Here is a 23,391-nt window from a genome sequence, read left to right as displayed (position 1 = left end):
CTCGGGCGCCGACGGCAGGAGGGGTTGGATCAGAACGGGTCGTTGGAGCCGGTGCTGCACGCGCTAGTGCTGCACGTGCTGCCGCACCCGTCACTCGTGTCGCACATCATGATCACGAGCTTGGTAGCGGACTCCACCACGCGCATGTCCAGCTCGAACTCCGCGTCATCAACGGTGTCGACCGCGGCGTCCGGGGACTCCGCGTGCTCAACGGCCAGTGCTGCCGACATTCGGTTCACTCCTCACTTCTCGGGGTTGTGCAGGGCACCTTGACCAGCCGCGGCGTCCGCCGCCGATGGCCAGGCGATCGTGGTCAGGCCATGCGTCTTGACCAGCACGGCCGTGTCCTTGCCGAACTCGGGACGCTGCGAGCCGGTCGGCCAATAGGCGAAGGTGGGCTCGACGTCGCGGCCCTGGCGGTCCCACGCCTGGATCTGTTCGACCATCGCGGCGGCCGCGGCCTCGCCGTGCACGCCGTAAGCACGCGCACCGAACTCCACTCCGCCGCCTTCGGGAACCGGGCGGACAGCCAGGTAGGCGAACGAGTCGCCGCGCACCACGCCGAAGGGGAACCAACCCTTGCGTTCGGCGGCCATGTCGGTGCCCTCGTCCACGGCCAGCTTGCAGAAACCGGGGAGCAACGCGGCGAACCACAAGTGCAGGTCGGCGAAGGACACACCGTGCTTGATCGTGACGCCGGACCACACTTCGGTGCGCTCGGTCGCCAGCACCCCGTCCAACAGGCTCACGTCCGCCGACACGTCCTCCTCGAAGCGCAGCTTGACGTGGTGACCGTTCCGGTCGGGCAGCAGGAAGACCCGCTCGTCACGGGCACCCCTGCCCTGCATCGGGACGAACCCGGCCACCTCGGCCGAGGTACTCACTAGGTGATCGCCCTCGCGGCGGAAGCAGATGACGCGAGTGATCCCGTTCATCCGCAACGGAACGACGATCCTGCCGCCCTCGGACAGGTGCTCCAGCCAGGCCGGCGCGAGGTCCCAGGCCCCGACCGTCACCAGGATCGCGTCCACCGGCTCGTCCAGCCCCGGCAGCGGGTTCTCGGCGTCGGCCTGCACCACAGTGACCCGGCTGCCGTATCCAGTCGCGTCCAGCAGTTCGCTGGCGCGGTCGGTCACCTCCGGGTCGATGTCGACGCTGACCACCTGGCCATCTGGGCCGACGACCTCGGCCAGCAGGGCGGCGTTGAACCCGCCGGACCCGATCTCCAGCACGCTCATGCCCGGACCGAGCTCGGCCTGCTCGATCATCCGGGCCTGGATGTACGCCGCACTGGTGGAGGAGATGATCACCCCGTCCGGGTCCCGCTTGATCGCGACCGACTGATCGACGTTGTAGGTGACGTCGAGCGGAGTGCCCTCGGCGACGAACAGGTGCCGGGGCACCGTGCGGAAGGCCCGCTCCACCACCGGCGAGGTGATCATCTTGTTAGCGAGAAGCGTGTCCACCAAGGCATCGCGGAACTCTGCGGCGCTGGCGTCGTCATGTCGGAGTGTGTTCACCTGGCTACTCTTTCAGGGGGCTGTTCTCGACTACATGCCGTTCAAGGTCGATGGACGAGGGGACGCGTCGCGGTCGGGCACGCGCCGCGGCCAGCAGGGTCCGCCACGCCGAGGTGAGCCTGGCGATCTCGGTGTCGGCCAACGCGGCGCGGGATCGCAGATCGCCGTCGGTGGCCAGCATGTCCAGGTGGTCCAACCGGTGGTGAACGCACGGCACAGGGTGACGGCCAGGATTTCATCCATCGTGCTGCTCCTCGTCGGTCAGAATGTGAGGGCGCGGGGCTTGCGGACGGGGTTTCAGAACAGCGACTTCCTGGGGAACAGCCCGGCGAGCGGGGGCACTCGGGGATCGGATGTCCGCGCCCCGGTCCGCACCGACCGTGTGCGACCCCCTGTGGTGCTAGCCCCATTGGGGCTTGACATCGCGGGCTCGACACGACCGACTGGTATCCAGCAGGGATCGACGCTGGGAACCTGCGCGAACACCAAGCAACACAATGACAGGCAGCAGTACGCCACCCCTGCTTTTGGTTCCCAACCCCGAAACCTCCACCCTTATGCAGTTCTCGCACCTGTATTTGCGTAGCTATCCCTCGATCTTTGGCAGCACGGTGTTCGGAAAGTCGCCTGGATCGTGGCCGCGAACAAGCCAGGGTGTGCCGTCGCGTCTAAATGACCGGCACACCCTGGCTGCCTCGCCTCGGGAAGGGCTGGCCCGCACAGGAGGGAACGGGCCAGGCATCGAGGCGAGGATTTCCCCTTTCAGGGTGGCTACTTCACGCCGCCCAGCCGCTCAAACGGCAGCCCATACCCCGGATCTTTCGACGGAACCGGCAAGGCCGGAATCGGCACCGGCACCCCACGCGCCGTGTCGTACATCCACTGCCGGTATTCCGGCGAACTGGTGTAGACGCCGGTATCGGTGCCGCACCACTCACTGCCCCGGCTGGTACCACCGACCAGCTTCCAGCGCCCGTCTTCCTTCTTGAGGGCCGGGCCGCCGGAGTCACCAGCACAGGGGCCATCCGTGCCGTTCGGGTTGGTGCAGATTTCCCCGCCCGAGATCGCCCAGGCGGCGCACTTCGCGGCTGGTACGACGGTGGTATCCAGCTCTTGCAGCATGGAGGGCAGCGGCCCGGAACCGTCCGGCTCGGTGACGCCCCAGCCAAGGAGGCGCACCTTGTCACCAGGCCGGGCTGGTTTGGCGGCCAACTCGATGGTTTGCAGGTCGAGCTTGCGGTCAAGCTTCAGCAGCGCAAGATCGGCTACCCGCTTTTCTGGCGCGCCTGCACCCCAGGCCCATTCCGGGTGCACGGTGATCTTGCTGACGCCGGCTGTTTGGCCGCCCGAGTTCCGGTTGTGCGAGCCGACGCGCACATGCCAGCCCAGTTCCGGAACGGTTTGGCCGGGCGGATTGGTGACACAGTGGGCGTTGGTCACCACCTGATCGCGGAACAGCAGTACGCCACCGCACGTATGGAAGTCCGGATCGCCCTTCCAGTTGATCTGCAATGACACCATCCACGGATACGGTTCCGAGGCCGCATGCCCGCCAATGATGTTTGGCTGCACATCGCCAGCGGCAGCGCTCGACGGTGCAACTGCCACCGTTGCCAAGGCAGTCACCAGCGTGCCGCCAGCTAAGGCCAGCCGATGCAGCGTCTTGCGACTGCTCCGAGGTGATCCCACCTCGGACAGAACAGTTTTCACGGTTAGCGTTCTTCCTTTCCTTTTGTGCCAACAAATCCCTGAACAGCTACGCGGCGCTGTTCGCGGGACAATCTGGGGTTACGGTTCGTCGCTCGGGACTACGGGCAGCACGGCCGTCGGGAAGTCGCCCGGATCGATGCCGCAGTCGCCGCGTCTGGCGCGCTGTTCGTCCTCGTGCCGCCAGTTGAGACGCAGCGCAGAACCTTCGTCTTGCAAGCGAGCCAACAAGTCCTGCACGGGTACGTGACGCGAACGCCTCGGTGGTTCCTCGCCAATGGGCAACAGGGTCAACGCCTCAGCAAACGTCGGCTCGGTTCGTTCTTCCGATTCCGGCAAGTTGTGACGGCCCATCTCAGCAATGGCGGCTTGGGCGGTGCGGCCTACGGCCTTGGCTCCACGAACATCCCGCCGCCAGTCGGCAACCAACCACCACGACACCCAGACCAATGCAACAGCGAGGAAAACGACCAGCAACAACGCGCCGCTCATGGCTCGATCCGGTCCTCTATGTCCACTGCGAACGCACCATCTACGACGGTCGGCTCGGCTTCGTCGGCCATGCCCTGCAGCTGTTTGGCGTGGATTTCGAGCTGCCCGGCCAGTTCGACCATGCGCAGCGCGATGGCGGCTTCGTCTTCGGCGCTGTGCGGCCAATGGGTTCCGGTGTGGTCGGCTTCAATGGCCTTGAGGACGTAGCGCGACAGATCGGCGTTCAGACCGCCAAGGCCCGCAACAAGCACCCGTTCGGCGTGTGTGCGCATCACGGCCGCTCTTTCTTGGTCGGGATACGAGCACGCCTGTCGAATAGCCATGGCAAGCACGCGCGAGCCAGCAACAGCGCGCTGGCCGCCGGATAAGCCACGGCCTCGATGACTTGCACCAGGAGGTTCACGCTTCCTCCCTGTGTGCGATGGACTCCATCCCAGACGGCCCCGCCGCCGTAACCTCGTCCACCGCCAGCAGCTTGGTTCCGGTGCGCCGTAGCTGGCGTGTCAGAACGTCCAGCGTCGGTGCGAACGACGACAAGTGCGTTCGAGCAGGCACCACCACGCCGTAGGAGCCGACCAACCGGCAGACATCCAGCAATGAAGCGAACCCCGGCCGGGCGACGGCCGTGTCATCCACACCGAAGTCAGTAAAGACGGTCGAGTGCATGAAGCCGTTGGCACAGCAGAAGACCAAGAGGTCTGCTTTCAGGATGGTGGCCCGAACCTCGTCCCCAGCAACCACTCGGATGTAGCCGTAGACCACCGGAGGCAATGGCTGACATGCGTCTTGCGCTTCGGCCGACAAAACCACTCCATCCGTTGATCTGGTGAACCTGTTGGCCTGCAAGGGAAGGACGTTGCCACCGATAGCCTTTTCCACTATCCGTACGCCCATACCCGGCCCCTGTTGTTGCTGGTTGCTGGCGGCACCCAGCGTCTGGGCGACGGCCACAGAACAGCGACCCTTGTGCCAAGCTGGCCGCTCTAATCGTTCGTCGGGGGTGTGGCCTGCTCCCGGCGCTGGATGCCTACAAAAAGCCTGGTCAAGACCCAGGCCAACCGGAATGGTCGGCTGTTGCCGTGGCGATGGCGTGGTGTTGCCTCGATCACAGAGGCGTTACGCTCCCAAACAGCGTCCGCAACCGAGGGATCGTGGTGCAATGTGGCGACAGTGCAGCGCTGGACTGGCCTGGAGACGAAAGCGCTCCGTCAGGCCATGCGCCTGAGCATCCGCGACTTTGCCACGCACCTCGATGTCGGTGTCCGAACGGTGGCCCGCTGGGAGTCACGTGGTGCGGGCATCGAACTTGCACCCGACAGCCAAGGACTGCTCGATACCGCTTTCGCCCGTGTTTCGGAGGACGTCAAGCAGCGCTTTGCGGCTGCCCTGGCAGCTGACGAATCAGCCGTCGACGCGGTAGTTGTCCAACCCAGCGCCGCGTTGCCGCCTGCGGATGTCACGGTGCAGCTTCCGGTGGTCATGGACGGCCGCCCGGTGCTGGTACCGCTTGACGCCACCGACCTGGCCGCGTGTGGCCTCGGGGGTTTTCTTAGCAGCGCTACGGGTATGAGATCGGCAGAACGTTCTATCGCTGCTGAATCGGATGCCATGAGTCCACTGGATCGTCGCGCCTTCTTGAAGGCTGGCGTTGGTACGACCATCTGGTCAACGCTGAACCCTGACGAACAGGCGCACGTTGTCGCCGCGCTCGATGAACCTCGCCGCCACCTGGATAGCTCGGTGGTCGGCTACTTCAGCCGCCAGCTCGGCTCCTACATGGCAGACGATGGGAAGCAAGGACCGGCGAAGACGTTGCCTGCAGTGCTTGGGCTAGTGACCACCATTGAACAGAGCGCACGTGACGTGCAGCCGGATGTCCGGCGGCAGCTCCTGGCGATCGGTGCTCGCGTTGCTGAGTTCGTGGCATGGTTGTACCGGGACGCGCATGATCCGCTCCGGGCAAGCTTCTGGCGTGACCGGGCGACTGAATGGGCGCAAGAAGCCGTTGATCCGGCCATGCAGGGCTATGTCCTGCTCAAGAAAGCCCAGGCCGCCTACGACGAGCGCGACGCCCTGCGCATGCTCACCTTGTCCGAAGCTGTCCGAACTGGACCGTGGCAGTTGCCAATCAGGGTGAGGGCTGAGGCTGCCCAGCAGGAAGCCCGCGGCCATGCCATGCTCGGCCACGATCAGGTGCTCGTTGAACGCAACTTGGAGGAAGCACAGCAGCTGCTTGGCGAAACGCAAGCCACCACGAACGAATCTAGCCAGCTCGGTGCGCACTACAACGCCACGCTGCTGCGCATGCAGACAGCTATCTGCTACACCGAAGCGGGTCAACCCCGCCGGGCTGCCGAGCTGTACCGGCAGTGGCTGCAGACCGAGCAGTTCTCACTGCGCGACTACGGTTACTTCTGTTCCCTGATGGCCTCGGCCCTCGCCTTGGCCGGCGAGCCGGACGAGGCCGCCCAGGTCGGCCTGATCTCCTGGCCGCTGGCCGTGGAGACCAACTCCGGCCGCACCAAGGCCGAACTCAAGAAGGTGCTGACAACACTCCAACCGTGGCAGGCGCGGGCGGCGGTGCGGGAGCTGCGGGACGCGGTGCTGACGCAATAGCTTCAGGCCGTGGTCAGCCATTCGGCGACCGTGCGGATGACGAACGCCTGCCACTCCTGGCTCTGCGGGTTGGCGTAGGTCGGATCGTCATGGACGGCGAAGCCGTGCTGCGCTCCCTTGATCTCCACCAGTTGGTGTTCGCACCGCAGCTCACGGACTGCGGTGCGGGATGACTCCACGGGGATGAAGGTGTCTTTGGTGCCGTGGATGATGAGCGTCGGCGTTTTGATCTCACCGAGCACCGTATGCGGCTGGAGCCAGAAGACCTCGTTGAGCAATGCCCGGCCGAGCTTGAAGGTCGGCGAGTGCGCCACGAAACCCTGCTCCGCCAGCTCTTTGCCTGTTTCCTCGTTGATCTGGTCGTCGTGCCAGTACGGCTTGTCGTCGATGAAGCGCTTCTTGTAGTTCAGCAGCGGGTTGCCCAACACCAGGCGGTCGACCAGCTCCGGCCGCTTGGCGGTGAAGTAGCCGCAGATGCCACCGGCGAAGCTGACACCGAGCAGGCTCACCGAAGTTGCACTGATCTCGTTCCGCACGTGCGCGATGGCGGCTTGGATGTCGTTGAGGATCGCCGAGAGCGTGAGGTCTTCCTGACGACCTTCGCTTTCGCCGTGTCCACGGAGATCGAAGCGCAGCGACGCCACGCCTGCCTCAGCCACGCCCTCGGCCAACCGACGGAAGAAGCCGCCCTCCTCACGGGTGACACCGCCACCGTGGATGAGGACCAAAGCTTGATCCGTCTCGACGTCCGGCGCAACGAGCGTTCCGGCGAGTTGCAGGCCGTCGAACGTGCGGAACGTTGTGCTGGTGGCGCGTAGGGGCACCGGTCCCTCCTGAAGGTTGGTTTGGAACTGTGTACCAATCCTGGCAGTAGGTACGTGGGCCGACACCAGTCCACGTTGTTGTCTCTAGTTCCGGCGTGGTGCCTCTCAGGCAGCGCCGCGCACACTCAAGTTCACTCGCTGTCAAACAAGCACAGCGTATCGCGTAGGACGTTCACACTAATGGATGTAATTGCCTGTCTTCATGCGGCCCCAGTGACTCCACTGCGTAACATCCGTCGTGATCGGATCGATGCGCTGAACATAAATTGCAAGCTGTAGAACGGCTAGCCGCAACCGGCTAGTCCATGGTTGGAGCTGCGCAGGGTTCTACCACAAGAAGGTGGCCATGTACGAGGTCGATTTCCTGCCGGTCGAGAGTGGCAAGGGCGAAGGTTCAAAGAGCGGCGACGCTATCGCCATGCGCTTCGACTGCCAGAGTGAAGGCCGACGCGTCGTCGTAGTTATCGACGGAGGGTTCTCGCCTATCGGTGACGAACTGGCCGACCACATAGAAAAATACTACCAGACATCGCAGGTCGACCTCGTCATCTCTACACACCCTGACCAAGATCATATGAATGGACTCGTCACGTTGGTTGAACGGCTCGATGTCCTTGAGCTGATGGTCCACCAGCCGCGGAAACACGTACAAGATGTGTCGGAATTCAGTAACCTTGAGGCAGTCGACAATCTTTTGGACGCTGCCAGAAGTCAAAACGCGCTGATCTCTGAACCGTTTGTAGGTGAGGAACGATTTGGTGGACAGTTGGCGATTCTTGGGCCATCTGAAAGCTACTACACAAGCCTGATCAAACAACACCTGGAGGAGGTGCGGGAAGGAGCGGCGAAGTCGACTGAAAGCGCCCTTTCGTTGAGCTTCGCGCAACTTAAGAAGTATCTGCGCTCCGCTCTGGACCACGTACCCTTCCTTGAAACTCTTAGCGACGACGTCGTGACTGGACCGCGTAATAGTACATCGGCCATAACGCTACTCAAGGTGGACGGCGAACGCATGCTGTTTACCGGGGATGCTGGAATTGAGGCGCTTGAGCGGGCGGCTACTTACTACGAAATGCGGTTCGGAAGTTTCCAGGCCAACCCACTCGACTTCTTTCAAGCGCCACATCATGGCAGTAGAAGGAATCTAGGACCGACGATTCTCAATCGCATCCTGGGTCCTAGAGAAGCGCCATATCTGTCGGAGCGAACGGCCTTTATTAGTTCGGCAAAGTTGTCAGAAAAGCATCCATCACCCAAAGTGGTTAACGCTCTGAAGCGTCGTGGATGTAAAGTCTTTGCTACCGAAAGAAAAACGATACTCCACCACAACGGACTAGCTCGCCCGGGTTGGATTCCGATTGTGCCACTTTCAGCTATGTCTGAAGACTACGATGACTGACTGGTCTGATAAGTTTTCCAGCTACTCTTTGCACGCTCGGATGTATCCAGCTATCCTCACGGTGCTTCCTGTTGCGATTGCTGTCACCGTATTGTGGCCGCAAAAGCCGCTTGAAGCCCTCTTACCAGCTGGAGTTTCCCTCGGCGTAGTCTACTTCCTGATCAATGTTATCCGGGCAAGAGGCCAGCGGCTTGAAAAGCGGCTTGTAGTTGAGTGGGATGGCATGCCCACTACTCGCCTTCTCCGATTTCGAAATACGGAGAATAGCACGCTACTGAAGCGACGCCGGGCACAGATTGAGCAGCTATTCGCGATCTCGCTACCGAGTCGCGAGAAGGAACGTCGAAATCCAACGCAAGCTGACGAGGAGTACGTTGCAGCCACCCGTCTGCTCATCGCTAGAGTGCGAGAACGAACTTCCGAGTTCCCTCGCGTGTATCAGGAGAGCACGCAGTACGGCTTCAGACGCAATTTACTGGCGATGAAGCCTGTAGGCATCGTGATGGTAGCTCTATCAGTTGGTGTCGAGACGATTTATTTCCTGCTGTCCAGCTTCAACGGCCGACTGATAACTTCAGTGTCGACTTCGGTAGTCGTGTTGCTCGCGTGGTTGCTAGCGGTACGTTCTGATTGGGTACGTCAAGCTGGTCAGGCATATGCAGAGCGCCTGTTCGAGACGCTAGAGAGTCTTACACTATCTCAGACATCGGAGCCGCCCAGTTCATAGGCCGCTTCGGGTCTCGGGAGGACCTCGTAGTCGAAGTTGAAGTTCCGATAGTAGTGCATAGGAGAGGTAGCTTATGGCCAACTCGGTTAAAGCATCTGAAAGTAAAACACATCCCGATGCCGAGTTACCTACGCTGATGAGCACTGAAGACATTCGTCGAAATCCAAGATTGGCACTCGTATTCAAGCTGATTGCGTGGACGTTTGGCCTTGTCGCAGTTTCGTTCCCTATTTTAATAACAAAAATCTATCAGACTAACGTCATGCCCGAATGGGGTGGCGCCGCGCTTACCGGTCTTATTGCTCTTGTAGTCGTGACTGGTATCTACAGCTCCTACTACAATAAGTCGCCGCGCGAGATCCAGTTTCAGGCAGAGCTGAGGCAGGCGAAGAAGAACCTAGAGACTGCCAGCGGATTGATATCGCGCCTAAGTGAACAGATCAACGACCGGATAGCCTTGTTTGAGACTGTGAAGAGGAAGGTTGAGGATCAAAAGCGTGTGGAAAAGGAGCTGACGTCTGAGGGTACGCTATCAGTGGCACGTATTGTTGTAGATGAGCTTAGTCAAGGTAAGCGACGAGAAGAGCGACGTAGATTGCTTAGAGACATGCTGCTGCTCGTCGCTGGCTTCGCTCTTGGAGTGGTGGGAAACTGGGTGGCATCCCCACTACTGGCGTGGATCTTCTAGTCATCTGAGACTTTGAACGGCCTGCATGTTGCAATCGAAAGACGAGCTGCCCACGAGATAATCGTTTCGAGTTATCCGTCAGTCGACTAGCCGGCCGCAATGAACACAATGATCGACAAAGTAACGAATGTAATGCCGGCTATTTCAAGCGCGATCGCGACTTGCAAGAGGCGGGCCATCTTCATATTTCGACGGCGCTCGGCTTCTGCAACGGTCAATAGTGTTTTCGCGATTTCCTTCTGAGCATTAGCTGCGGGCGTTGCCCAGAGATTGTCCTCAAGAAGAGGCCGCAACCTGTGGAGGGCAACTGCATCGCTTTGTCGTGGCGCGTTGGTCGTTATACCGACGAATGCCGCGAGAACGAGAAAGATCGCCGCCAAGAACAGCGGAAGTTTGGTGGCAGTCGGTAGCGTGAAGTTCTGCGCCTTGGTCGCTATGGCTGAGAGTCCGAACAGGAGCACGACGAGCGTGCCACATGAGCTAATTACCGCCAGGCCGCGAGCCTGCAACGATGATGTCTTATTTTGCGCGGTTTCGACCTGTTTTGCGATGAACTCGGCGATGACCGGCCCGGCCAGCTCCGTTTCGGGCCGCTGGCCGGGCGGTGGCACACTTGAGCCTTCCTGGGTCATGAACGCGACCGACCGCCTTACCGGCCAGTTTCGCGAGTGAAGGTGTTACCACCCGGCTTTTTGCCGTTCTCGGTGACCTTCTCGGTCCCGATAGTTGGGTAGACGACCGTTTGCTTGGCCGGCTCGGACGTTGTTGGCGGCTGCGCGGGCGTGGCAGCTCCGGCTCCGGCGTCGTCACTCATGTTGGTCTCCTGGCTTGAACTCCGATCTGCATATCACAGACAGGCAGCCGCTCAGCGGCGGCACGACGACTGGCAGGTTCGTGTCGCCTGCTCTCACACATGCTGTAGTCCGCCATGACGCGGAGTCGCAGGTGATGGGTCTGCGACCTTAACACTGTCGCATGTGGACAATTGTCCCTATGTATGTCAAGATGGTTAGCGTACCTAAAAGATTGGTTCGCTAACCATCTTGAGGTGTCGGAGTATCCGTAAGGCAGAACCGGACGGGCCTACGCTCGCCTGCTCCACTCACCCCCAAGCCGCAGCAGCCGCTCGACCTGGGGCGATGGGTGTGAAAGCCCTCCGATGAGGTCCGCCAGCTACCGGTAGAAACGCCGGTCACCCGTGATAGGTCCGCACGGCCAGGTTGAGTGGTGTCGACCAACTGGGGCCATGACGGACAAGTTTGCCCCTCGGCTTGGGCCACGGGAAAACGGCCGCCAGAATCGCCGTAGACGCCCTGAACGCACACCCTTGGTGGATTTTGGACGTTGGAAGTACAAGCAGGAACATGACCGCAGGCTTGCTCGATCGTGGACCGAGAGTCATGCTTCCCGTTGATTGTTCGGGAAGGATAAGTGGGGTGAGAGCCTGTCTTGACCAGCCACACCTGGCCATCAACCTGGCCACACCGGACTTCACACCAAGATCACAGACTTTGACGTTCCCCTGACCGGCTACGTGAGCAGATCTCATCCGGACGTTGGGATTTGCTCGACGATTCGACCGTCTTTCCAGCGTTCTTCTGGCCACTGCTCGATTCCTAACCGAATCGTGTCAGCGCGTTTGCAAACCAGTTCGGGTTCCGTGCTCAAGGTGGACAGGGAACCCTTCTGGCATTACTTCTTTGCCCTTGCCAGCGCGGGCCGCCTCGATCGCCCCCGGGCACGTTGGCGATGTCAGCGTGACCGGTTGGCACTCTGCGGATCTCGCGAGAGCTGATACCCGCTGGTGCGAGCACGCTCCTGCGTCGCGCTCCGTCGACCCCTTCGGCTGTCGAGCCCCGTTGTCTCGGTCATGGGCTTGTCTGCGCGAACGCGACGGTTACTCAGCCCTTGGTCGCCGATGTCGTTGTCCGACTTGAGAAGAGCGATCGTGTGGCGTGCTGCTGCGGCTTGCTGGAGCTGTCCGGTCTGCTGTCGCCATGCCGCGATCTCGGCGAGCAGGGAGACTAGAGCCGCCAGCAACGCAGCCACGGCGATGCCGGTGTTGCCGCGTCGGGACACCACGCCTACTCTCGCCAGGCGTCGCGCCGCGGTACGCAACTCGGCGGCCACCGGTGCCCACTGGATCGGCTGGACTCGGTGCGGCGTGGCGGCAGCTCTCTCGTACGCGACCGCTGCGGCTGTGAGCGGCCCCCTGTCATGGCCCTCAATGACCGCGGCGGTCGCGACCATCATGTCCAGGGTCGCGTGCGCAATGCTGTCGGCTTGTTCGGCGTCTACCAGGCTGGCGTCGGCGTTGCCGGTAGTTGTGTCCAGGGTGCTGCTGGTAGCCAGGGTGAGCACACTGTGGGCTTGGGTGGTTGCGCTGGCGGCGTCCTTGATTGCGGCGGCGTGTTCGGCCCGGCCGATGGCCGTGCGGTCGCGCTCGTCGCGAGGCAGTGGTGGCGGGGCTGCTGGTGCGCTGGCCCACCGGGCCGTCAACTTCGGCGCGGACAGGTCCCGGGCGAGTTTGCTGCCGCTGAACCACACCAGCCCGTCTGGCGAGGAACGGCTTCGATCGATCGGCAGAGCCAGCTTGTAACCGGCGAGCTGACCATCCTCGCTCCACCGCGGCTCGATCCGCACGCCCTCCTGCCTGACCAAGGCCAGGAACTCTCCCGCAGTGCTGGCCTGAGCCGCCGCTGCGCGGACGACCTGTCGCAGGTATTCCCGGCTGGACTGGTCCCGGCCCTGGCGGGTGGCCTTCTCGGTCTCTGCCCGGGTCGGGCGCAACGGTGCGGTCTTATTGGCCGGGGATGTCGGGGTCAACCCGTACCGTCGTTCGACGTCCAGGCACCAGGCTCGCCAGCGGGGCCAGTCCCGGTAGGTGTCAACGATCGAGCCGTCACCCCGAACCAGGTTCAGGGCGAGGTGAACGTGGTCGTTGCCGTCCTTGCTGGGTCCGTGGTGTACGGCGACCCATCGGCATCCGGCGCGGCCTTCACTGTCGGGGCCGAACCCCATGCGGTCGATTGCTTCCTCGATGAGTTCGCGCCATCGGGCGTCACCGAGGTTGCCGTCCTGGCGAGGAACCGACAGCACCAAGTGGTAGACGTGGCCACGCGGCGCCTCAACGTTGTGGCCGGTCATGGGCGCGTCGATCTCGCGTGCCAGGCGTGCCATCCAACCGCGATACCGGGTGGCGAAGGCCCCGCCGGCCAGCCACTCTGGATTCCACGCCGCGACAAGATGTTGGTCGCGATGTTCGTTCGACCTGCCGGGGCCGAACAGGTATCTCAGCAGGCCGTAGGTGTCCGAACCGTACTTGCCCTTCTCTGGCGCCTTGGCGATCACGGCTTTGCCTGGCGTGTCCGGTCGGCCGGGTCGATGGCGGCGAGGATGGTCCTGTGCTGTTCGAGTGTCGCGGTGAAGTACGCCAGCGCGGCGGTGAGTGCTTGCGGCGGTGGTGGTTCTCCGGTCGCGTTGAACGCCGCCGAGATCTGGTTGATGTTGGTTCCGATGCGGATCAGTTGCGTCTCGATGGAGTCGAGTCGTTCTGCCCACCAGTGTTGCTCGCGCTGGCTCCAGCCGTGTGTGGACTCGCGTAGTGCGGACGCGATGAGGTAGTGCGGAACCGACAGTCCTGCGTCTGCTGACAGGACGATCAGACGGTAGTAGCTCGTCATGGTGGTGCGGACGTGGATGCTGACGGGCGAGCCGCCCTTGACGCGACGTTGCCGCCGCACCTTGTTGTGTGCCATTAGGTCCCCCTGTGTTCGTCCGGCGTGCCCCCGCACGCCCCGTGGTGTTCGCCATGGCTTCTTGCCGTGGCACGGGATCCGGTAACCGGATCCCCTAACTTGCTGACCCGTGGTTGGGTTTTCCTGTTCACCCCTGACCGTGGCTGGTCAGCCGTCGTGGTGGCTTGCGTTCGGATCACCATTCAGGTCATTCGGATCAGGCTGCGAGGTGTGATCTGAATGAGCTGAATGTGATCCGAATGGCTCCCACGACCACACCGAGCCTTGCCCGAACCCGGCCCGTGTGGAGGTCACCCCGGCCCGCCGCCGGGCACGCTTGAGGGTCGCCTCAGCGATCCCGTCCGCCCTGGCCGCCTTGAGGATGTGGGCTGCCTTCGCTGCCCCGCCCTGCTCTAGCAGATAGCCCCGCAACCATTCCTCGGCTTCGTTGCGTTCGGCGCGCGACTCCAGGTCGCCAGTACGGGACTCGTGCAGGATGTCTTGCACCGACCGTTCGGACTGGCCGGTGAACACCAGCCGGCCGGTGTGGGCGATCCCCTTGGCCGTGGGTACCTGGACCTCCTCGATGACATACGACAACGACGGCAGGCTGTCGCGCCCCAGGCTGTTCTTCACCTGTGTCATGACCCGGCTACCGCGCTCGTCGACGTCGTCGCGGGCGAAGGCGAGCACCGAGCGCGGCACGTTCTTGAACGCGCCCGAGCCGGTGATCATTGACGCGGCGTCCCCGGAGTTGCCCTTGCTGAAGTGGGCGATGCCGAGCACGACCGCGCCGGTGCGGTCCGCGATGCGTGCCAGCGGGTCCAGAGCGCGCCGAACCTCGCGCTCCCGGTGGGTGTCCAGCCCGGCCGCGATGGTCGACATCAGCGGGTCGATCACCACCAGGACGGCCTGGTGGTCGAGGATGGTGTCCTCCAGCAGTTGGTTGTCCACCGGCAGCGACAGGGTGACCTCGATGCCGGCATCGACCAGCACGTCGAACCGGCCGACCTTGGTCAGGTCGGCACCCGCGGCGATAAGCCTGGGCACCAGGGTGTGTTTCCAGGAGTCCTCTACCGCGACGTACAACACGTTGCGCGGCTCGCCGTAGTAGCAGCCCGGCAGAGTGCCCTGAGACAGCTGCGCGCTCATCCACAAACCGAAGGAGGACTTCCCGGTACCTTCCCGGCCAGCCGCCGTCGACTGTGAACCGACCGGGATACGGCCCTGCCCCTCGTGCTCCCACAACCACACCGCCGGCTCGGGCTCGATCTGGGACGCCCAGGTCACTCTGGCGCGGCGGGTGGGCACCGCGATGGGCTCGGCGGTGGGTTCATGGCCCACCTGGTCGGCGGTGTGCCGTCGCGGAGCCTGGCTACCCGCGGATGTGGCTGCTGTGGCCATGTGAGCGGCGATCCCGTGCCGGGGATCGCCGCTTCCTCGTGGTGTGCTCACCGCGCCTGCCTCCGGTGAGTACCGGACGGCGCGTGCCGCAGTGAGTCTCCCGACCGGGCCGCACGTCGCACGTTAGTGACGTCGCGCACGGTGGCGCAGGGAGCGAACAAGCTCGCCAGTCGGGCTTTCTGGCCCGCTGAGAACGGCGGCGCGGCGTCCACGAGCCGTTGGATGTCGGGATCGAGGTCAGACCCGATCGGTGCCTGGACAGCGTCCTGGGGACCGGTGGTGCACCGCGTGCGGGGCGCCCCCGGTGGTCTCTTGCGTTGCGTCACCGTTGGTCACCGCCCTGGGCGGCTATCCGGTGGGCTGCGGCAAAGTCGTCGAGATCGGTCAGCGCGAGGCGGATCGCCCGACCGAACCGGAGATAGGGCAGGGTGCCCTCCCGGATGGCCCGGCGGACGGAAACCTCGGAGAGATTGAGATATCTGGCCGCCTCACTGATCTTCAGCAACGAGGCGGGAATGGTCTTGTCGTCTGCCACGGTGTGGCCCTTCCACAACGGGAAGACCGACGACGGGCTATGGGACTACAGCGTTCCCTCTGGTACGCGCACAGCCCGCCCCGGCCCTCGCTGCGATCGACAACGAGGGACCACCCACGCCAGGAGCGCGAGCGACACGGGGGCTGGCCACGACCACGCGCCCCGGTGGCCGGGTCACACGCACCGGTGTGCTCGCCGGGACCGGCCAGCACACCACGTGCATGGCGATCGCCATGCCGCTGAGCACTTGAAGCAGAAGCAGGAGCAGGGTGGTGGGGTACCGGCGATGATCGGCCAGGGACAGCAGGATCAGCAAGCGCAGAAGACGCAGGGTATCAGCGGCCAGACGCGCCAAAGCCTCGCGCTGTTGGCGCTGATCGCTCTCGTAGGTCACCCAATAGGAGGCGACGTCAGGCGGCGTTGCACTGAAGATGGTGTCCGCCGTGTGATAGATCAGGTCCTCGAACTCGGAGAACGGCAGCCCCTCGGCGCGATCGAGCATCCGCAGTCGTCGAGGATGGCTGCCGGCCAAGCGGTTGCGCTCTCGGCGGTACTGATCATCCTTGCCAACGAAGCCCTCGGCGTAGCCCTTCGGAATCTCGCCCAGTACGGCCTCGTACTGCTCCGGCGTGAGTTCTGCGCGCAGCCTGCGAACCAGGGCAGCCCGCTGACGAATTTCACGGGACGAGTAGCTGAAACCCAGCCCTGCTGGACCCGCTAACCGATCAACATAGTCACTTACCGTGACAGCTCGATTCCTGTCATCCCCCATGCTGACCAGCATAGACGAAGCCAGAGCACGTGACGTACATCAGAGAGCACCACGGAGTGTTACAGACGAGACGTGTCACCGCAGACCGCGTCCTGATACTGGCGGCGCACGACACGGAGGAATACTTCAGGCCCGACGTCTTGGTAGAGGTGTACAAGAACGCATGGGCGACTGACCTGGTCAAGCGGGCACCGGGACGATTTGGAAATCGTCTAGATCCAGCCAGCGCCAGCCGTAACCCAGGTCGAAGCTCGCTGCGTCAAACCATGGACACTGGACACACACCGCTCAAACTCGGACAACGCCCGCTCACTGTCCCCATCGATCCAGGCAACAAACATCGCCGTCACAACATCCGCAGGGGTAACAACCTCCAGTCGATGCTGATGATCGTAGCTATCACCGGAACATACGCTCTGCACGCGCAACGCACCCTCGATCACGACCAACGCCGACTCGCCACGCCGAACCGTCGTTGCCGCAAGCGCGTTGCTGACCATGCCCTGACGCCTTGCTCGTACAATCCCGAAATTGGGTGGCCTCGAAGGCCGACGCTGTGGCATGACACAGATGGTCTCACCGACCACCGACAACCGCGCGAATGACACTCTTCGGCAAACGCACGAGCAACTCTGGCGGGAAGGCTGAGCCGACCGCATAGATCCCCTCGGGCACCTCGTCCCTTAGACATGTCGTCTGCCACGGCCAAAGGACCACCGTGCTGCTCAAGGGACGAAGCGTGTTCCGTTAGAGCGACGAGTGGTTCCCTTTCCGGGGCCGGGCCGCTCACACGTCCGTCTGCTGATCGATCGCTGCCTCGTAGAAGGCGTCCGCGAGGGCCAAGACGACAGCGCTGATGCCAGGTCCGTCGCTGAAGAAGTAGTCGGCCATGGTGTTGTGGGCCTCTTGGTTGTCGACGACCGCTTCGGTGACCGCCGCTTGGAAGTCCTGCGATTCCATGAACTGCTTTTTCGAGTTCACCTTGGTCTGGTTGATCAGGTCCGGGTAGGCGAGCAGCCGTTGCACCAGTGCCTGCACGAACTCACGGACCTGAGACTCGGTGAACGACTCGGCACCGAAGAGGTCGTTCATTTTGTCGATGACGACCTGGAGTGCGACGTACTTTGGTTCCTTCCGGGTGCCGGTGCCGGCGGCGCTGATCCCCTTCAGCTCACCGTCGCCGGTCAGCGAGATGTCGACCGCGGTCCGCTTGTTGTGCTTGACGCCGACCAGGACCACGTCGGAGAGGTCGACCTCCGCGGCCCAGGATGAGTCTGCGATGACCTTCTCGAGGAGCCGCAAGAAGATCGACAGCATCTCCATGTACGGGTCGCCGTAGTCGACGATCTGACTCATGAAGTCGTAGAGCCGGACGAGGGTCGAGACGTCCTTGCGGAACAGGTCGAGGGTATTGAGGGTGACCTTGTCCTCGGCCTCGATCGCAGCCGCGTAGCGGCGGGCGAACTCGTTCTTGGCAGGGCTAATCGCAGCCGAGAGCGCGTTGTTGCCCTTCCGGGTCACCCACAGTTCAGCGACCTCGCGCACCTGCTCTGGCGTGTAGATCCCAGCCTGGGCGAGCTTGGTAGCGAGGTGGAAGACGACATACGGGTCGGTCTCGGTCTCCAGGGTGGCGTTGGTGAAGTACGGCTCGAACGCAGCCCGGATGCCCTCGGGCTTGTTCACGAAGTCGATGACGAACGTCTTGCGCTTCTGCTCCCCGCCCGCGGTGCGATGGGTGCGGTTGAGCCGCGACAGCGTCTGAACCGCAGCGACCCCGGAGAGCTTCTTGTCGATGTACATCGCCGAGAGCAGCGGCTGGTCGAACCCAGTCTGAAACTTGTTGGCGACCAGCATGATCTTGTACGTCGCGCCCTTGAAGGCGGCGGCCAGGTCCGAACCGGCACCGGGGTTCAGGTTGGCCTCGGTGAACTCGTCGTCCTTGCTCGGCTGCGGCCCCCAGTCCGACACCCACTCCTCGTCCTCTGCCATCGTCACCGAACCGGAGAAGGCGACCAGAGTGCGGTAGTTGTACGAGGCGTCCATTGCGGCCCGCTTGGCGATGTAGGCGTCGATCGCCTTCTTGTACTTCACCGCGGCCTTGCGCGAGTCGGTCACGACCATCGCCTTCGCCTTGCCCTCCAGCAGGTGAGCGACGTTGGCGTGGAAATGCTCGACGATGATCTGCACCTTCTGGCTGATGTTGGTCGGGTGCAGCTTCACCCACCGCATCAGCCCCTTCCGCGCTGCGGCCTCCTCCACCACCTCGTCACCATCGCCGCTCTCGGCCTGACCGGCGATCTTCAGCGCGGTGTCGTAGGACTGGTAGCCCCTGAGCACGTCGAGGATGTAGCCCTCCTCGATCGCCTGCCGCATCGAGTAGAGGTGGAACTCGACCGGCTTGCCGTCAGGGCCCTTGCGGCCGAAGAGCTCCAGAGTCTTGTTCTTCGGCGTCGCGGTGAACGCGAAGTAGGAGATGTTCTTCGACTCGGCCCGCTCGGTCATCTCCGAGGCCAGGATCGACTCGACGTCGACGGAGCCGCCTTCCTCGATCTCCTTGACCTCTTCGGCGGTCAGCACGGCCTTGAGCTTGGAGGAGATCTGCCCGGACTGCGAGGAGTGTGCCTCGTCCGCGATCACCGCGAACCGCTTGCCCTTCAGGCCCTTGTCGGCCCGGATCTCGTCGAGTGCGAACGGGAAGGTCTGCACCGTCACCGCGATGATCAGCTCACCGTTTTTCAACGCGGTCGCCAGCAGCCCGGACTTCGACTTCGCCCCCGCCTTGCGGACGTCCTCGGGGCTGATCGTGGCCACGATCTTCCCCGACCCGTCGATCTGCCCGATCGCCTCCTGGAGCTGCCCGTCGAGCACCGTGCGGTCCACGACCACGATCACCGAGTCGAAGACCTTCTCGTCGTTCACGTGCAGCCGCGCCAGCCGGTGCGCGGTCCAGGCGATGGTGTTCGTCTTCCCCGAGCCCGCCGAGTGCTCGATCAGGTAGCGCTGTCCCACCCCCTCCTCACTCACCGCGGCCACCGTGTTCGTCACGGCCTCCCACTGGTGGAACCGCGGGAAGAGCGTGCTCGTACGCCGCGCAGAGGTGCCGGTGGCGACGTCCCACTCCTCCTTGGTCTCCACGATCATCAGTCGGCCGATGATGTTGAGCCAGGCGTGCTTCTCCCAGACCCGCTCCCACAGGTACGCCGTCGCCGACCGCCCGCCCGCGCCGGGCGGGTTCCCCGCACCACTGTCGTGGCCCATGTTGAACGGCAGGAAATGCGTCTTCTCGCCCTCCAACTTGGTGGTCATCGCGGCCAGATCGTTGGATACCGCGAAATGCACCAGCGCCCGGTGCCCGAACGACAGCAGCGGCTCCGGCCGACCGTTGGTCAGCGGATACCGGTTCTTGCGGTACTGGTTGACCGCCTCATCCAGCGACTGGGTGAAGTCGGTCTTCAACTCCACAGTGGCCACCGGGAGCCCGTTGACGAAGAACACCAGGTCGATGCTTCGCTGGTCAGCGGTGGAGAAGTGCACCTGCCGCATCACCCGCACCCGCATCGCCGCGTACTGCTCGTTAGTGGTCACGTTCAAGCTGGTCTCGGGCCGGAACTGCGCCATCTTCAACCGGCCACCACCGATGTACTGCACCCCGTTACGCAGGATGTTCAGCGTCCCGCCACCATGTTCGAGAGGCTTGTCGAGCGCCGTGGCCAGCACATCAAGGAACTTCGCCTTCGACCCCGCTGCCCTCAGGGCTTTCTCGTACGCCGCCTGCTGAGTTTCCTCCAGCCAAGCGAACAGGTCGTCGGGAAAGAGCGCCCGCTCCCGGTCATAGCCTTTGTCGTCCGGCGAGTACAGCCACCCGTGGGCCTCCAAGTACGCACAGATCTCGGACTCGAAGATGACCTCGTGGTGATCGGCCATCACGCCATCTCCCGTACGTCGATCTGACCCGTCACCGCCGCCGTGATCAGCGCCGCCCGCCGCTCACGAGCGAGTTCGATGAACCGCTCGGTCTCTTCGATCAGCGTGTCGATCTTCGCGGTCTGCTCGTCGAGGTACGCGGCAATGCTCGTCTGCTCATCAAGTGGCGGGAATGGCATCTTGAACTTCCGGACCTGCCACTCGCTCACATGGGGCACGCTGACGCCCGTGAACAGTGGCTCCAAGTAGTTGAAGAACGCATCGGTCGACATCACGTAACGCATGTACCCACGTCCAGCCTCATCGTTGGGCCGGATACGCATGACCCGCTGAAGCAGCAGAGCCGGAAGATCGTTACCCGAGATCGCTGCGACGCGCACGCCGCCTCCCACAAACGGGCGATCCATGCCGAATACGAGATCGCCAACTTCGAGATCGAACTCGCTCGGAACAGCCGCAACCTCAACGTCCCAGTAGACGGTGTCGGTCCAGTTGATCCTCCCGGGCTTCACGTTCACTCCACGAAGTAGACGGACGTGATCCCCATCGGCACTGAACCCGTCGCTGGGGAACGCGTAGCCAGCCACGGTGTCACTCACGAACCCAAGTTGCACGACCCGCCAGTGGGATGGTGTCGGAGGAAGCCACGGCTCGGCGTTGCTATTCGTGGGAGTGCCCTTAAGCCCGGAGAAAACGGCCTGCTCAACGACAGCCTTACGGCGCCCTCGCAGCATCTCGATCAGGCGCTGCTGCTCCTCGATGAGCGTGTCGATGCGAGCGGTCTCGCGGTCGAGGTAGTCGGCGATGGCGCGCTGCTGTTCAACTGCAGGCAGGGAGATCTCGATCGTCTTCATCTCGTCCCAGTACAGGCGCCACTGGGACGGGCGGATGCCCGTGGAACGGAGGGCGTACTGGTCGATCAGGGCGCGCGAGCGGAGCAGACTATGGAGAAAGCTGTGGTCGTACTCGGGAACAGTTGGCCGAAGTACCTCGTAATCAGGGCTGACGATGCCCTGGTACTCGGAGATACCAAGCGACCCCTGCCACGCTTTCATCCGGTTCACGACGAGGTCGCCAGGATGCACGAGTTGGTAATTGCTCAGATTTTCAGGCGTCCGGTTGAAGTTGTCAGTGCGGCTGTCCTTCGGGATCACGCCGTGGTCACGGTAGACGCTGAGGACCCTCTCGTCCTCGTGGCCGCGATCGGAGACCGGCTGGAACAGCCAGCCGAGTCGGGTCGTCGTCCACGGCTCAGACACGACCGTCGTACTCACTTCTCGACCTCCCGCAGCAGGTCGAGGATCTTGATGACCTGCTTCTCCAGGTCGGCGTCGATCTCGGCGAGGGGGCGGGGTGGGACGTACTTGTAGAAGTGGCGGGTGAAGGGGATTTCGTAGCCGGTTTTGACCTTGGCCCAGTCGATCCAGGCATTGGGGACGTGCGGCTTCACCTCGGCGTCGAAGTACGCTTGGATGACCTCGGCCTTGCCCGCGGTGCCGGCGGTCGAGCCGCCGTAGGTGAACGGGACGTTCTCGGTGTCACGCTTCCTGGTGTCCGGTTTGGGCTTGCCCTTGCGGTCGACGACCGACTTGCCGGACTCGTCGAGGAGGGGGCGCTCGACGGTGATGGTCCAGTAGCCGAACTCGTCGTTGCGCAGCACCTTGGAGTAGTCGGGGTCGGCGTCGGTAAAGTCGGCGTACAAGCGGACGACCTTGGCGCGATCGGCGTCGCTGATCTCGCGGCCCTTGGAGCCGAGGTTCTTGCGCATCTTGGCCCAGAACGACGTGCCGTCGATGAGCTGGACCTTGCCCATGCGGTCGGGGTGCTTGGTGTTGTCGAGGATCCAGATGTAGGTGGCGATGCTGGTGTTGAAGAACATGTTGGTCGGCAGCGCGACGATCGCATCGACCAGGTCGTTCTCCAGGAGCCACTTGCGAATGTTGGAGGGGCCGGACTCGGCGGCGCCGTTGAAGAGCGGCGAGCCGTTCATCACGATCCCGGCCCGGCCGCCACCGTCCTCCGGGGCGCGCATCTTGTGGGCGAGGTGGAGCAGGAAGAGCATCTGCCCGTCCGAGGTCGACGGGAGGCCCGGGGCGAACCGGCCGTAGGGGCCCGCTTCGTCGCGCTCTCTGGTGACCGCCTTGGCGTACTGCTTCCAGTCGACGCCGTACGGCGGGTTGGACATGCAGAAGTCGAACTGGCGGCCCTTGAACGCGTCATCGGTCAGGGTGTTGCCGAAGGCGATGTTGGACGCGTCGTGGCCCTTGGCGAGCAGGTCGGACATGCAGATCGCGTACGACTGCGGGTTGTACTCCTGGCCGAACAGGCTCAGGTTCGCGTCGGGGTTGTGCGCGAGCAGGTGCTCCTCGGCCAAGGCGAGCATGCCGCCGGTGCCCGCCGTGGGGTCGTACAGCGTGCGGACGATGCCGGCCTCGGTCAGGTCGGCGTCCTTTTCGGCGAAGAGCAGGTCGACCAGCAGCCGGATCGCGTCCCGCGGTGTGTAGTGGTCACCGGAGGTCTCGTTCGCGGCCTCGTTGAACTTGCGGATGATGTACTCGAACGCGTCGCCCATGTCGGCGTTGGATACGACGTCCGGATGTAGGTCGACGGCCTTGAAGGACAAGATGACCTCGCGCAGGAGCCCCGCCTTCTCCAGGTTGAGGATCTCCTTCTTGAAGTCGAAGTACTCGAACACGTCGACATCGGACGAGAACCGGTCGATGTAGTCGGCCAGGTTGTCCGCCAGCCCGTCGGCGTCAGCCAGCAGGTTGGCGAAGGAGTAGTGCGAGGTGTTGTAGAACGGTCGGCCGGTCGCCTTCTTGATCTCGATCCTGAGCCGGTTCGGGTTGTCGTACTTCGCCGCCAACTCCCGGACCGTCTTCAGGTCGGGTTCGAGGATGCAGTCGAGGCGGCGCAGGATCGTGAGCGGGAGGATCACGTTGCCGTACTGGTTGGGGCGGTAGGGACCCCGAAGCTGGTCGGCGATCGACCAGATGAAACTACCGAGGGTGCTCACAAGACTCCTTACAGCGCTCACTCGACTACA

General features: G+C 63.2%; 23 protein-coding genes. 4 read left to right on the top strand and 19 right to left on the bottom strand.

Annotation, left to right across the window (positions count from 1 at the left end):
• Positions 1–29 precede the first annotated feature (29 nt).
• The 8 genes from JOF56_RS20800 to JOF56_RS20770 form a co-directional block, all read right to left on the bottom strand.
• The gene (locus JOF56_RS20800; RefSeq protein ID WP_209640711.1) at positions 30–230 is read right to left on the bottom strand and encodes an FxLD family lanthipeptide; all 201 of its coding nucleotides are present in this window, start codon (positions 228–230) and stop codon (positions 30–32) included.
• Between the two features lie 12 nt (positions 231–242).
• Complete coding sequence (gene fxlM / locus JOF56_RS20795) at positions 243–1,520, bottom strand: methyltransferase, FxLD system (protein WP_209640708.1); 1,278 nt, start codon at positions 1,518–1,520, stop codon at positions 243–245.
• Between the two features lie 4 nt (positions 1,521–1,524).
• Positions 1,525–1,701: a hypothetical protein gene (locus JOF56_RS20790; RefSeq protein ID WP_209640706.1), complete on the bottom strand. Its 177-nt coding sequence runs from the start codon at positions 1,699–1,701 to the stop codon at positions 1,525–1,527.
• 590 nt (positions 1,702–2,291) lie between these two features.
• Positions 2,292–3,230, bottom strand: coding sequence for a S1 family peptidase (locus JOF56_RS20785; protein ID WP_307855178.1), 939 nt, complete (start codon positions 3,228–3,230; stop codon positions 2,292–2,294).
• 78 nt (positions 3,231–3,308) lie between these two features.
• Complete coding sequence (locus tag JOF56_RS20780; RefSeq protein ID WP_209640704.1) at positions 3,309–3,719, bottom strand: hypothetical protein; 411 nt, start codon at positions 3,717–3,719, stop codon at positions 3,309–3,311.
• Positions 3,716–3,994 carry a hypothetical protein gene (locus JOF56_RS20775; RefSeq protein ID WP_209640702.1) on the bottom strand — a complete coding sequence of 93 codons (279 nt, stop codon included), beginning with the start codon at positions 3,992–3,994 and terminating at the stop codon, positions 3,716–3,718. Before JOF56_RS20775 ends, JOF56_RS20780 begins: the two co-directional genes overlap by 4 nt.
• Complete coding sequence (locus JOF56_RS59525; RefSeq protein WP_281065460.1) at positions 3,991–4,122, bottom strand: hypothetical protein; 132 nt, start codon at positions 4,120–4,122, stop codon at positions 3,991–3,993. Before JOF56_RS59525 ends, JOF56_RS20775 begins: the two co-directional genes overlap by 4 nt.
• Entirely contained in the window at positions 4,119–4,670 is a 552-nt protein-coding gene (locus tag JOF56_RS20770) for a serine integrase family protein (RefSeq protein WP_209640700.1), read from the bottom strand. Before JOF56_RS20770 ends, JOF56_RS59525 begins: the two co-directional genes overlap by 4 nt.
• Positions 4,671–4,880: 210 nt before the next feature.
• Between JOF56_RS20770 and JOF56_RS20765 the strand changes: the two genes are divergently transcribed.
• Positions 4,881–6,335, top strand: a complete 1,455-nt coding sequence (locus JOF56_RS20765; protein ID WP_307855177.1) for a helix-turn-helix domain-containing protein — start codon at positions 4,881–4,883, stop codon at positions 6,333–6,335.
• Positions 6,336–6,337: 2 nt separating this feature from the next.
• Here the strand turns inward: JOF56_RS20765 and JOF56_RS20760 are convergent, their stop codons facing one another.
• Positions 6,338–7,159: an alpha/beta hydrolase gene (locus tag JOF56_RS20760; protein WP_209640697.1), complete on the bottom strand. Its 822-nt coding sequence runs from the start codon at positions 7,157–7,159 to the stop codon at positions 6,338–6,340.
• 346 nt (positions 7,160–7,505) lie between these two features.
• Here JOF56_RS20760 and JOF56_RS20755 point away from each other — a divergent pair, with 346 nt between their 5' ends.
• The 3 genes from JOF56_RS20755 to JOF56_RS20745 all read left to right on the top strand — a co-directional run bounded on the left by JOF56_RS20755 (position 7,506) and on the right by JOF56_RS20745 (position 9,973).
• Positions 7,506–8,558, top strand: coding sequence for a ComEC/Rec2 family competence protein (locus JOF56_RS20755; RefSeq protein ID WP_209640695.1), 1,053 nt, complete (start codon positions 7,506–7,508; stop codon positions 8,556–8,558).
• Positions 8,551–9,285, top strand: a complete 735-nt coding sequence (locus JOF56_RS20750; RefSeq protein ID WP_209640693.1) for a hypothetical protein — start codon at positions 8,551–8,553, stop codon at positions 9,283–9,285. Before JOF56_RS20755 ends, JOF56_RS20750 begins: the two co-directional genes overlap by 8 nt.
• A gap of 73 nt (positions 9,286–9,358) precedes the next feature.
• Positions 9,359–9,973 carry a hypothetical protein gene (locus JOF56_RS20745; RefSeq protein ID WP_209640690.1) on the top strand — a complete coding sequence of 205 codons (615 nt, stop codon included), beginning with the start codon at positions 9,359–9,361 and terminating at the stop codon, positions 9,971–9,973.
• Between the two features lie 86 nt (positions 9,974–10,059).
• Here the strand turns inward: JOF56_RS20745 and JOF56_RS20740 are convergent, their stop codons facing one another.
• The 10 genes from JOF56_RS20740 to JOF56_RS20695 all read right to left on the bottom strand — a co-directional run bounded on the left by JOF56_RS20740 (position 10,060) and on the right by JOF56_RS20695 (position 23,361).
• A complete protein-coding gene (locus JOF56_RS20740) occupies positions 10,060–10,605 on the bottom strand; it encodes a hypothetical protein (protein ID WP_209640688.1) in 546 nt (181 codons plus the stop codon).
• A gap of 17 nt (positions 10,606–10,622) precedes the next feature.
• On the bottom strand, positions 10,623–10,787 hold the full coding sequence (locus JOF56_RS20735) for a hypothetical protein (protein WP_209640686.1): 165 nt from the start codon (positions 10,785–10,787) through the stop codon (positions 10,623–10,625).
• A gap of 938 nt (positions 10,788–11,725) precedes the next feature.
• The gene (locus tag JOF56_RS20730) at positions 11,726–13,324 is read right to left on the bottom strand and encodes a relaxase/mobilization nuclease domain-containing protein (protein WP_209640683.1); all 1,599 of its coding nucleotides are present in this window, start codon (positions 13,322–13,324) and stop codon (positions 11,726–11,728) included.
• Positions 13,321–13,731: a plasmid mobilization relaxosome protein MobC gene (gene mobC, locus JOF56_RS20725; protein WP_209640681.1), complete on the bottom strand. Its 411-nt coding sequence runs from the start codon at positions 13,729–13,731 to the stop codon at positions 13,321–13,323. Before mobC ends, JOF56_RS20730 begins: the two co-directional genes overlap by 4 nt.
• A 147-nt stretch (positions 13,732–13,878) precedes the next feature.
• Entirely contained in the window at positions 13,879–15,165 is a 1,287-nt protein-coding gene (locus JOF56_RS20720) for an AAA family ATPase (protein WP_209640679.1), read from the bottom strand.
• A 271-nt stretch (positions 15,166–15,436) separates the two neighbouring features.
• Positions 15,437–15,649, bottom strand: coding sequence for a helix-turn-helix domain-containing protein (locus JOF56_RS20715; RefSeq protein WP_209640677.1), 213 nt, complete (start codon positions 15,647–15,649; stop codon positions 15,437–15,439).
• Positions 15,650–15,686: 37 nt separating this feature from the next.
• Positions 15,687–16,433, bottom strand: coding sequence for a hypothetical protein (locus JOF56_RS20710; RefSeq protein ID WP_209640675.1), 747 nt, complete (start codon positions 16,431–16,433; stop codon positions 15,687–15,689).
• A 774-nt stretch (positions 16,434–17,207) separates the two neighbouring features.
• Complete coding sequence (locus JOF56_RS20705) at positions 17,208–20,345, bottom strand: type I restriction endonuclease subunit R (protein ID WP_209640673.1); 3,138 nt, start codon at positions 20,343–20,345, stop codon at positions 17,208–17,210.
• Complete coding sequence (locus tag JOF56_RS60175; RefSeq protein ID WP_209640672.1) at positions 20,345–21,619, bottom strand: restriction endonuclease subunit S; 1,275 nt, start codon at positions 21,617–21,619, stop codon at positions 20,345–20,347. Before JOF56_RS60175 ends, JOF56_RS20705 begins: the two co-directional genes overlap by 1 nt.
• Entirely contained in the window at positions 21,616–23,361 is a 1,746-nt protein-coding gene (locus tag JOF56_RS20695) for an HsdM family class I SAM-dependent methyltransferase (RefSeq protein ID WP_209640669.1), read from the bottom strand. The genes JOF56_RS60175 and JOF56_RS20695 overlap by 4 nt, the downstream gene beginning before the upstream one ends.
• Between the last annotated feature and the right edge of the window lie 30 nt (positions 23,362–23,391).

Origin of the sequence: Kibdelosporangium banguiense (assembly GCF_017876405.1) — a bacterium.
GTDB lineage: Bacteria > Actinomycetota > Actinomycetes > Mycobacteriales > Pseudonocardiaceae > Kibdelosporangium > Kibdelosporangium banguiense.
This window is presented reverse-complemented; position numbering and strand designations above follow the sequence as displayed.

Coding starts and splice junctions, on each gene's coding strand:
- JOF56_RS20755 (WP_209640695.1), top strand. CDS start 7,506: ATGTACGAGGTCGATTTCCTGCCGGTCGAGAGTGGCAAGGGCGAAGGT.
- JOF56_RS20800 (WP_209640711.1), bottom strand. CDS start 230: ATGTCGGCAGCACTGGCCGTTGAGCACGCGGAGTCCCCGGACGCCGCG.
- JOF56_RS20745 (WP_209640690.1), top strand. CDS start 9,359: ATGGCCAACTCGGTTAAAGCATCTGAAAGTAAAACACATCCCGATGCC.
- JOF56_RS20780 (WP_209640704.1), bottom strand. CDS start 3,719: ATGAGCGGCGCGTTGTTGCTGGTCGTTTTCCTCGCTGTTGCATTGGTC.
- mobC (WP_209640681.1), bottom strand. CDS start 13,731: ATGGCACACAACAAGGTGCGGCGGCAACGTCGCGTCAAGGGCGGCTCG.
- JOF56_RS20750 (WP_209640693.1), top strand. CDS start 8,551: ATGACTGACTGGTCTGATAAGTTTTCCAGCTACTCTTTGCACGCTCGG.
- JOF56_RS20790 (WP_209640706.1), bottom strand. CDS start 1,701: ATGCTGGCCACCGACGGCGATCTGCGATCCCGCGCCGCGTTGGCCGAC.
- JOF56_RS20710 (WP_209640675.1), bottom strand. CDS start 16,433: ATGCTGGTCAGCATGGGGGATGACAGGAATCGAGCTGTCACGGTAAGT.
- JOF56_RS20735 (WP_209640686.1), bottom strand. CDS start 10,787: ATGAGTGACGACGCCGGAGCCGGAGCTGCCACGCCCGCGCAGCCGCCA.
- JOF56_RS20740 (WP_209640688.1), bottom strand. CDS start 10,605: ATGACCCAGGAAGGCTCAAGTGTGCCACCGCCCGGCCAGCGGCCCGAA.
- JOF56_RS20705 (WP_209640673.1), bottom strand. CDS start 20,345: ATGGCCGATCACCACGAGGTCATCTTCGAGTCCGAGATCTGTGCGTAC.